This window comes from Chitinophagaceae bacterium (genome assembly GCA_030053935.1).
Lineage (GTDB): Bacteria > Bacteroidota > Bacteroidia > Cytophagales > JASGCU01 > JASGCU01.
The window spans coordinates 1-9,158 of record JASGCU010000095.1 but is presented as its reverse complement, the minus strand read 5'-3'; the positions used below and the strand labels follow the sequence as shown (position 1 = coordinate 9,158).

Here is a 9,158-nt window from a genome sequence, read left to right as displayed (position 1 = left end):
TTCCTTGAAAAACTTCTTTCTCTTTTAGGAAATGCTGTATTGCTATCCGTTTTATCTATTTTACCGTAATCAGAAACCCTTTTAAATCTTTTTGTTTCGGGAGTTGTATTTGAAAAATCTTTTCTATTTCTTTTTGATTTTGTTTGTTTTATCCCTTCTTTATTTTCTGTATTGTTTTTTTTGTGTGTAAAACCATCCGAAAATCTTTTTTTATCCCCCCCTTTCTTTTTATCCATTTTGTTTATTTATTCTTGTTTGTCTTCTATTAATAATGTATTTTCGGTATTAAAAAAATCTTTGAGAGCTGGAAGTTCATTTATATCATTAATTCCAAAATAATCCATAAATTTTGTGCTTGTTCCATATATTAAGGGTTTCCCCACAGTATCCAATTTTCCTTTTATAATAACTAATTCTTTTTCTAATAATTTTTGTACGGTATAGTCGCTATTCATTCCTCTTATTTTTTCTATTTCTTGTTTTGTTATGGGTTGTTTGTACGCAATAATTGCTAATGTTTCTAAAGTAGAGGTAGATAATTTTTTTTTTGATTGTTGCTTCAAAAAAATTTTTATACTCTGTTGATACGAAAGTTTAGTAAGAAATTGATATCCTCCTCCTATTTTGAGAACTTCCATTGCATAGTTTTCATCTCTATACTTTTCTTCTAATACCTGTAAAGAGAAATGAATATCTGAATCTGCTATTTTTACAGAAAACATTTCTTCCAGTACATTTTTTATTTCTTCTGCTGTTATAGGATTAGTAGATGCAAAAATAAGTGCTTCTACGTGATTTACAAAATATTCCAAAGATTTTTCTTTATGCGTTTTAATTATTTATTTTTTCTTCTTCATTGTTATAATACAAATAACGTAATCTACATAAAAAACCTTTGTAATTGTTATTTATAAAAAGAATATCCTTTTTTAATACACATTATCTTCTTATTTTACTTTTTTATGCTGTAATTTTATTATTTCTGTTATTCTCGAAAGATGGTGGTCGTCATGCTCCGCTACAAATAAAAATAAATCTATAGTTCGCATGGGTATTTTTAAACGGGGATGAATGCCTGATTGATATAAAATATGCTCGTCTATATTTTCTAACAAAAGGATTGTTTGTTTTCTTATTGTTCTAAAAGAATAAAAAAGATCCTCAAGAGGAGTATTATTATGATTCGCTGTATTTGTTTTCGTATTTTGTAAATCTGCGGTACGCAGTGCTCTACTGTTTTTTATATCTTCAAATCTTCCTTGCCAAAGTGGTTCCATATCAACTAGGTGTCCTATATTTTCTTTAATAGACCATGTATTATGAATTCTTTTTGTAGCATTGTCAGAAGACAGTGTTTTACATTTTTCTTCTATGCGTATGGGTGTTCCTATTAATCTTTCTACTATTGACGGAAAAGTATTTTGTTTTGATGTAAAATCAAATTTTCTTTCAAACCATTTTATTTGTACCATAGCAATAGAGCTTGATTACTTTTTTTTCATTTTTTTATAAGTATTTATAAGTATATTGGTAGAAGGATCTTGTGAATTTACAGAATCATCATTTTTAAGGTATGGCAGTATTTTGTTCGCAAGTTCTTTACCTAACTCTACTCCCCATTGGTCAAAACTATATATATTCCATATAATGCCTTGTACAAATATTTTATGTTCATACAAAGCGATGAGAGCCCCTAAATTATATGGTGTCAATTTTTTAATCAAAAAAGAATTGGAAGGTTTATTTCCATCGAATACTTTATAAGGATGTACTTTTAAAACGTACTCCATATTTTTGTTTTGCAAAGCAAGTTCTTGATGTACCTCTTTTTTTGCTTTACCGATCATAAGAGCTTGACTTTGGGCAAAAAAATTACTCAGTAAGATTTCATGATGTTCTTCTAAATCATGATGCGCCTGAGCAAAAGCAATAAAATCACATGGAATAAGTTTTGTTCCTTGATGTATGTGTTGATAAAATGCGTGTTGTCCGTTGGTTCCAGGTTCCCCCCAAATAATTTGTCCGGTTTGGTAGGATATTTTTTTTCCTTTTCTATTCACATTTTTGCCATTACTTTCCATGTCTAATTGCTGAAGATATTGGGCAAAGCGATGCATATTTTGTTCATAGCACAAAACAGCAGATGTTTCCGCATCAAAAAAATTATTATACCAAATACCTAATACAGCAAGTATAGTTGGCATATTCTGTGCGTCTTCAGTATGTAAAAAATGATTATCCATAGCATGCGCTCCCTTTAAAAGCTCTATAAAATTATCAAACCCAATAGATAAAACAATAGATATCCCAATAGATGACCAGAGAGAATACCTACCTCCTACCCAATCCCAAAAAGTAAACATATTGCTCGGGCTAATGCCAAATTCTACTACCTTTGTTTGATTAGTAGATACGGCAATAAAATGATTTTTAATATATGATTCATCTTTACAATAACTCAAAAGCCATTTTTTTGCGGAAGCTGCGTTTGTCATTGTCTCTTGTGTGGTGAAGGTTTTGGAAGCAATGATAAAAAGTGTTTCCTCAGGATTTACCAATTTGAGAGTTTCTGTGAGATGACTCCCATCTATATTGGAAACAAAGAATATCTTTATACCTGCCTTTTGATATGGCTTCAAACATTCTGTAACCATATAAGGTCCTAAGTCAGAACCGCCAATACCTATATTAATAATGGATTTGAGTGGTTTATTTGTATATCCTTTTACTTTTCCTTCGTGAAATAATTTACTAAAATTCTTGATATAATCTAATGCTTGATTCACATCATCCATTATATTTTTTCCATCTACTTTTATAGGAATATGAGACGTGTTTCTGAGAGCTGTATGAAGCACGGAACGTTGTTCTGTTTCGTTAATGGCTTCGCCTGAAAACATTTGTTTTTTCGCATTCTGAAGTTTACATTCTTTACAGAGTTCTAAAAGATGATTCAAAGTATCTTTATCTATTAAATTTTTAGAAAAATCAAAAAATATATCTTCAAATTGAATAGAAAATTCCTTAGCTCTGTTCTTATCTTTGTCAAATAAAGATACTATACTTGTTTTTTTTAAAGTTTTTGCTTTTTTTTTTAATTTTTCCCAAACCTCAAGTTTTATAGGGATTGTTTTTGATAACATAATGATAGTTTTTAATGAAAAATATAAATTGTGAGAACCACTTCTCTGATGAAAAAGAAAAGATACAGAAATAGAAATTAATAATACAAGTGTTTTCAAAAAAGTATACTTTATTAGTAATTTTTGTTTTTTTTTTGTTAAAATAAATGATTTTTTTTGCGTAAAGGCGTTTTAAAAACACATAAAAAAAACAAAAATGAAATAGGAATTAAAATACTATTTATATTACATCACCTTAAAAAAAATTAATAAAAATAAAATATACTCCTTGTCTTATAATGTGATGGGAAAACTTTTTTATTTTTTTTATTTGTAAATATATATAAGTAACACATATAAACATCACACCAAATAATACAGTGGATATTTTGAACTTAAAAATTGGTTCTTCTTTAAAAAACGGAATGTATATAATAGAAAAAATACTCTTGAGAAGTCATTATTTTTTTTGTTATGAGGGAACTTCTTTAGATACTCATTCCAAGTATTTTCAAAAAAAGGTTTTCATAAAAGAGTTTTCTATAGAAAAAAATGTATTGGAAAGTCAAGATACTTTCCTAAAACATAAAAATATCTTTTTTGAAAATGCAACCAAGGTACACTCTTTTCAAGCGATCCCAAATGTCCCATACCTTATAGATACGTTACAAGAAAATGGTACAGTATATATTGTTTCAGAGTTTATGGAAGGCACTTCTCTCTTTGAATATGTGAAACAACGTATAGTGCTACCTCAATCTAACGCACTCAAGTATTATCACAAAATAAAAGACACCATAGATTGTTTGCATACGCATGATTATTTTCATAATAACATTACTCCCGAAAATATCTTTATAGATGCAAAGGGAGAGTTATTTATAACAGGTTTTAAGCTTGTTCCTTCTCTGCCACCGAACATTACATATGATGTTACAAAATTAGAAAGCATGAAACATTATATTATTTATAGAAATACTTATAAAAAGAGAGATGAATATTCATTATGTGCTGTTTTATATTATATGGTAGAAGGAACAGCTCCTCCTATTATTACCAAACAAAATAATGAACTGTTATTTCATAATAATTTTATATCCGAAGAGACAAAACACATTATAAGAGAAGGAATGCTCTTTGACATACACCACTCTAAAAACATTATTCATACTATCAAAAGCATTAAAAAAAACGATGAATCTGTATTAAATGAATCTGTATTGTATGGTGTCACAGATACGAATAGTAATACATCGGATGCAGCAGAACTTGCTACCCAAAATAACAACACAATATTTTCACAATGGATAATATCTTTTGCAATAATGGTATTATCCATTGTATTCTTGTTTTTATTAGGAGACATCATAAAAGGATATAAAAAACATTCGGATAGACAAACATTAGTGGATCTGTATGATTCTTTGAATGGGGATACTTGGATAAACAATACAAAGTGGAAAAGCGAGAACCCCCTTGAAGAATGGTATGGGGTGACCACAGGAGTATATGGAAAAGTAGTGCGTTTAGAACTCTCTGGAAATAATATGAGCGGAACAATCTCTCCATCTATTCAATATCTGAAACATATTAAAGTAATTAACTTTAGTGAAAATAAAATAAAGGGAACTATCCCCGATGCGATGGCATTGCTTAATAACATACAGAAAATAGATATTTCTTGGAATTTTTTTACCGGAAACATTCCCGATTCTCTTTTTACAATACCTTCTTTGGAGTTCTTAGACGTTTCACATAATTTATTAAATAAAACAGAATATCCTTTTATATGGAACAATAAAGAGATGATCGAAAACTCATTCCATGAAAGAATACGTAAAAAAAAAGAAAATAAATTTTAAATTCACACAAAAAATAATTATATAAACATCTTACATAAAAAATCAAAAAATGGCAGAAATAATAAGAATGCCAAAGATGAGTGATACCATGCAAGAAGGTATTATTGCTCGATGGCTCAAAAAAGTAGGTGATACAGTAAAGTCGGGAGATGTTTTAGCAGAAGTAGAAACAGATAAAGCTACTATGGAATTAGAATCTTACGATGATGGGATATTACTTTATATCGTAGAACCCAACAAATCAATAGCCGTAAATGGAATTATTGCAATCATTGGAGAAAAAGATACAGATATTTCAAAAATACTGAGTAATAACAACGACAATACTTTTTCTAAATCAAATGAAAAACTTGTAGAAAAAACAATAGCATTTGTTTCTGAAAAAATAACAACTCAATCCGAATCAAGAATAAAAATATCTCCAATAGCAAGAAAAATTGCAACAGAAAAAAACATTGATATACAAAAACTACAAGGTTCGGGAGACAACGGAAGGATTATAAAAAGAGACATAGAAACTCTCTCTGCTCAATCGCTCACCGTAAAACCCATTGGTATAATACAAGAAACACAAAATGTTCATTTGCAAGAATCTTTTGAAGATGTTGCTAATTCTTCTATGAGAAAAACTATTGCAAAAAGACTATCAGAAAGTAAATCTACTTCACCACATTTTTATCTTACCATAGAAATATGTATGGATAAAGCAATAGATGCAAGAAATTCTCTGAATGCTGACTCTCCAATAAAAATATCTTTTAACGACATTATAGTAAAAGCATCTGCCACCGCATTAGGTCAACACAAAGACATAAATGCTGCATGGCTTGGGGATACCATAAGAAAAAATCATCACATTCATATAGGTGTAGCAGTAGCTATACCCGATGGACTCCTTGTTCCCATTGTACGATTTGCAAATACAAAATCATTATCGCAAATATCTGCAGAAATAAAAGACTTAGGGCAAAAAGCAAAAGAAAAAAAACTACAACCAGCCGATTGGGAAGGAAGCACTTTTTCTATCTCAAACTTAGGAATGTTTGGAATTGATGAATTTACCGCTATTATAAATCCTCCAAATGCTTGTATCCTTGCGGTAGGAGGAATAAAACAAACCCCTATTATAAAAAACGGGCAAATAGTTATAGGAAATATGCTCAAAGTCACTCTTTCTTGCGACCATAGAGTAGTTGACGGAGCAATGGGAGCAACTTTTTTAGCAACACTCAAAAAACTTATAGAAGACCCTATAAAAATTCTATTGTAATAATTGAGTAATATGAAAAACAAGATTCAGATATTAGACCTACATTTTTTAGGGTTACCCCATACCGTAGGTGTTTTTTTATTAGAAACATCCATTGGTGCAGTATTATTTGAAACAGGTCCTCATTCCACTATTTCTCATCTAGAAAAAGAACTCAAAATATATGGACATAATATTGAAAACATACAACATGTTTTTATTACCCATATTCATTTAGACCACGCAGGAGCAGCTTGGTTCTTTGCAGAAAAAGGTGCTACTATATATCTCCATCCTTTAGGTGTGCAACATCTTGCGGACCCCACTAAACTTATGGACTCAGCAAAAAGAATCTATCAAGATTCTATGGATCATCTATGGGGAAAGATGAATACCATAGATGTAAAAAATTTACAAAAAATGGAACACGGGGAAGCAATTGTTTTAGGGGATACTAAAATAATAGGATGGCATACACCAGGACATGCGATTCATCATATAGCGTGGCAGGTAGAAGATAAGTTAATAACAGGTGATGTAGCAGGAGTAAAAATTGAAAATGGGGCGGTTGTTCCGCCTTGCCCTCCACCTGATATACATATAGAAGATTGGATACATTCTTTAGAAATAATTCAAAAATTACCTATCAAAGAACTGTATCTTACCCATTACGGTATTGTAACAGATGTTTTTGCTCATACAGAAACTCTCAAAAAAACATTGGTAGAATACGCTGAATGGGTAAAGATGGCTCTAAATAAAAATATAGATACCAAAACAATGACCGCAGATTTTGAAAACTATATCATTTCTTTGTTCAGAAAACAAGGGTTAACGGAGCAACAAATAAAACAATACCAAGCTGCCAATCCGCCATGGATGACTGTTATTGGACTTACTCGGTATTGGAAAAAAATATCTCTCTAAAAAATCAAATCTATCTTTTGAAATACATTACTATAGGAATTATAGCAAATAAAAAAGGAACTATAATAGAAAATGCTTTCCCTATAAATTGAACGGCAGGAGTGTATTTTTCATGATTTATACCTAATGTTTGAAAAGCACTCGAAAACCCATGCCAAAGATGAAAACTCAAAAATACCATAGAAACTCCATAAAATATTACATACCAAAGCTCGTTATACGCATTTTGTATAAGTAAATAGTAATTTGGTATAGTAGAACCATCTATAGTGATAGTTTCTTTAAAAGTATCCCCATATTTAAATTCCCACCAAAATCCTTTCAGATGGACTATGAGAAAGATAAGAATAAGAGTTCCCAATATTCCCATGTTGCGAGAAACGAATGTACTATTTGTATTCCCGCCCGAAACCCTATAACCAATAGGTCTTGCCTTACTATTCATCCTCGTAAGGATAAGAGAAAATATCACATGCAAAATAATAAAAGCAAAATTTCCCTTAGAAACCAACTGAATAAATGGATTATTTCCCATCAGATGTGCATAAAGATTAAAAGTTTTCCCCCCATCATCTATTAATAGCTGTAAATTACCTAACAGATGCACTACTAAAAAAAGTATCAAAAACAACCCCGTGAGAGCCATCACTACTTTTCTTAATATGCTACTTTGAATTGCTTGTGTAAAACCACTCATATATTGTTTAGTTTGTTAAATTATTATTGATATAAAAATTGAATTTATAATTTGGTAAATTGTATAGTAACCGCAACAGGATATACTATTTTTGGGTACTTGCGTCTGGTGTAATAATACCTGTTCGATATATTACAAACATACTCTCGGTTATATCTTGTAATAGTATAGAACTGGTAGCTTGTTCAAATGCTTCTAATGTAAGATAATTTAAATAAACAGAGGCAATATTTTTTTCATCGTTACTTATTCCCCATCTATCAGCACCTGAAGTATTTCCACAAGCATTACTCCCAAAATCTATCAACGCATCTCCACCTGATTTTAAAGTAAGGATGTCGTCTTTTATACAAAGAGCAGAAGATTGAAAATCTTGAGCCACTAATATGTTAATTTTTGTTGTAATACCATTACTTGGAACATATTCTATAATAAAAGAAGATATTTGCCATTTCCCTACTACTAATTCTTGTTTGGTTTTCGGAACTACTTCTTCTTTTGTGCAAGCACTTACTAATACTGTTATAAAAATAATAAAAGCTACTCTTTTCATAAAATTGCACTTTGTCATAACTATAAAAAATTAAATTATTGCTTTATACTAAAATTAATACATAGCAATTTACACTCTTTTCTCAATGTTTCATTATATCATCATTAAAATAAGTATAAAAAATGAAAAAAATGAAAAAAGTGAAAGTATTTTTTTTATAAAAAACAATTTTAATCAAGATTTTCAAGATATGCCACGGTGAATCAAAATTACATTCAGCCAGATCAAAATTATTTCTACGGGGTATAAGTAGTTTTTAACAAAGTAGTAGTAGTTTCTTTTGTATTTTCTATTTATTCAATTGAAAAATCTGTTATTCCTTGAGAAATTTCTACTTCTCTTTCATTTCATTGGATTTTTATTTCTTTCAATGAACCTTGTATTGCATTTCTAAGAAGCAAAATAAGTCAAAGTTTTTTAGATGTGTGTCTTATGGATGTTTCATATCCTCAGAATTTGTTATTTGCTCTATAAATTATGAATGATTAGTTCTTAATCACCTTTTCCGCCTTTAAAATCTCTCCTTTTTCCCCATATACCACCACAATATATTCTCCCTTTGGCATGGTTTTTATATCTATAGATACCCCATATCCAATCCCCAATCCCCCATCAGATACCTCATTTCCCTTTACATCATATATTTTTACGGAAGAGACTTTTTGGCTTTTATCCCATTGAATGGTAATGTAGTCATCGGCAGGGTTTGGGAAAATACGAATGTGAGTATTTGGTGTTTCTATAAAAG

Annotated in this window: 10 protein-coding genes; 3 read left to right on the top strand and 7 right to left on the bottom strand. The window is 30.1% G+C overall.

The features are described from left to right. The 4 genes from QM536_08600 to pgi form a co-directional block, all read right to left on the bottom strand. Positions 1-236: hypothetical protein (locus QM536_08600; protein MDI9357065.1), on the bottom strand; the 236-nt coding region annotated here is incomplete at its 3' end. 9 nt (positions 237-245) lie between these two features. Continuing rightward, positions 246-812 (bottom strand): SMC-Scp complex subunit ScpB, encoded by a 567-nt coding sequence (gene scpB, locus QM536_08595; protein ID MDI9357064.1) that lies wholly within the window; start codon positions 810-812, stop codon positions 246-248. Between the two features lie 135 nt (positions 813-947). Next, complete coding sequence (locus tag QM536_08590) at positions 948-1,472, bottom strand: DinB family protein (protein MDI9357063.1); 525 nt, start codon at positions 1,470-1,472, stop codon at positions 948-950. 15 nt (positions 1,473-1,487) lie between these two features. Then, complete coding sequence (gene pgi / locus QM536_08585) at positions 1,488-3,143, bottom strand: glucose-6-phosphate isomerase (protein ID MDI9357062.1); 1,656 nt, start codon at positions 3,141-3,143, stop codon at positions 1,488-1,490. Positions 3,144-3,511: 368 nt separating this feature from the next. Here pgi and QM536_08580 point away from each other — a divergent pair, with 368 nt between their 5' ends. The 3 genes from QM536_08580 to QM536_08570 are packed head-to-tail and all read left to right on the top strand — an operon-like array spanning position 3,512 to position 7,160. After that, complete coding sequence (locus tag QM536_08580) at positions 3,512-4,984, top strand: protein kinase (protein ID MDI9357061.1); 1,473 nt, start codon at positions 3,512-3,514, stop codon at positions 4,982-4,984. Positions 4,985-5,033: 49 nt separating this feature from the next. Further along, the gene (locus tag QM536_08575; GenBank protein ID MDI9357060.1) at positions 5,034-6,254 is read left to right on the top strand and encodes a pyruvate dehydrogenase complex dihydrolipoamide acetyltransferase; all 1,221 of its coding nucleotides are present in this window, start codon (positions 5,034-5,036) and stop codon (positions 6,252-6,254) included. A gap of 12 nt (positions 6,255-6,266) precedes the next feature. Beyond that, on the top strand, positions 6,267-7,160 hold the full coding sequence (locus QM536_08570) for an MBL fold metallo-hydrolase (protein ID MDI9357059.1): 894 nt from the start codon (positions 6,267-6,269) through the stop codon (positions 7,158-7,160). 10 nt (positions 7,161-7,170) lie between these two features. Here the strand turns inward: QM536_08570 and QM536_08565 are convergent, their stop codons facing one another. The 3 genes from QM536_08565 to QM536_08555 all read right to left on the bottom strand — a co-directional run. Continuing rightward, the gene (locus tag QM536_08565) at positions 7,171-7,857 is read right to left on the bottom strand and encodes a succinate dehydrogenase cytochrome b subunit (protein ID MDI9357058.1); all 687 of its coding nucleotides are present in this window, start codon (positions 7,855-7,857) and stop codon (positions 7,171-7,173) included. Positions 7,858-7,942: 85 nt separating this feature from the next. Further along, on the bottom strand, positions 7,943-8,410 hold the full coding sequence (locus QM536_08560; protein MDI9357057.1) for a hypothetical protein: 468 nt from the start codon (positions 8,408-8,410) through the stop codon (positions 7,943-7,945). Positions 8,411-8,895: 485 nt separating this feature from the next. Further along, positions 8,896-9,158 (bottom strand): T9SS type A sorting domain-containing protein (locus tag QM536_08555; GenBank protein MDI9357056.1); only part of this gene is annotated, 263 nt, incomplete at its 5' end.

Coding starts and splice junctions, on each gene's coding strand:
- QM536_08565 (MDI9357058.1), bottom strand. CDS start 7,857: ATGAGTGGTTTTACACAAGCAATTCAAAGTAGCATATTAAGAAAAGTA.
- QM536_08590 (MDI9357063.1), bottom strand. CDS start 1,472: ATGGTACAAATAAAATGGTTTGAAAGAAAATTTGATTTTACATCAAAA.
- QM536_08560 (MDI9357057.1), bottom strand. CDS start 8,410: ATGAAAAGAGTAGCTTTTATTATTTTTATAACAGTATTAGTAAGTGCT.
- pgi (MDI9357062.1), bottom strand. CDS start 3,143: ATGTTATCAAAAACAATCCCTATAAAACTTGAGGTTTGGGAAAAATTA.
- QM536_08570 (MDI9357059.1), top strand. CDS start 6,267: ATGAAAAACAAGATTCAGATATTAGACCTACATTTTTTAGGGTTACCC.
- QM536_08575 (MDI9357060.1), top strand. CDS start 5,034: ATGGCAGAAATAATAAGAATGCCAAAGATGAGTGATACCATGCAAGAA.